Here is an 826-nt window from a genome sequence, read left to right on the forward strand (position 1 = left end):
AGGTCGTCGAGTTCATCGTCGCCCTCCTTGTCCATCTCGGCGAGCTCGGCCAGGACCGCCTGAAGGCGGTTGGGCAAGCGGGGGCTTGGTCGCGGGGGGCGTGTCGGTCTGGTCGAGCGCGTCCGCGAGGTAGTCGCGGAGGGCGTTCGAGGGACGCGCGGTGGGAGCCGCCGGAGACGGCCGCGGAGAGGCTGGGGCGGCTCACAGGGCACTCCTCTAGGCGTATCTCGAGGCTCACTCGGCCGAGGTGTAAAACCCCAGGTCAGAGGCCTAACTGTGGATGTGAGATCGTGGGGAGAGAAACGCCGTATGCCAAGAGACGACGTGCAGGCCACCCCGAGGGGTCATCCCCCAGGGGGCCTATCGATGCCTGGGCGGGCCGTGAGCGGCCTACCGAGCGTCGGGTGGTGGGGAGCCGCGTCTCGTGTCTGCCGTCGTTCCTGCGGCTGTTACAGCGCCTGTGAGCAGGCTTCAGCGGGCCCGTGATGTCGCCCGCCGCGTGCCAGTGGCGTTACGTGGTCGGCAGTGAAGGCCATCGCGTCGAGGTGGTGCAAGGACCAGTCGAAGGGTTGACCGCACAGCCAACAAGGCGTGCCGTGCTTACGAGTGCGCGCCTTCAGGGCAGCGCGTGCGTTGCGGTACGACATGAGGTCGCGCCGAGGATCAGCGTTACCCATGTCAGCGCACCTGCTCAGGTGCGTGGCGTGGGGCACGAGTGCGACTACCTCGTCGGCGTCGTCCTTGCCTACGTACGGGGCAGGCATGCCACACACGGCCCTGCCCTGTGTGCGGGCCATGCACCTGTACCCGTCACGCCGGAGCACGC

The organism is Promicromonospora kroppenstedtii DSM 19349 (assembly GCF_000515355.1).
GTDB classification, from domain to species: domain Bacteria; phylum Actinomycetota; class Actinomycetes; order Actinomycetales; family Cellulomonadaceae; genus Promicromonospora; species Promicromonospora kroppenstedtii.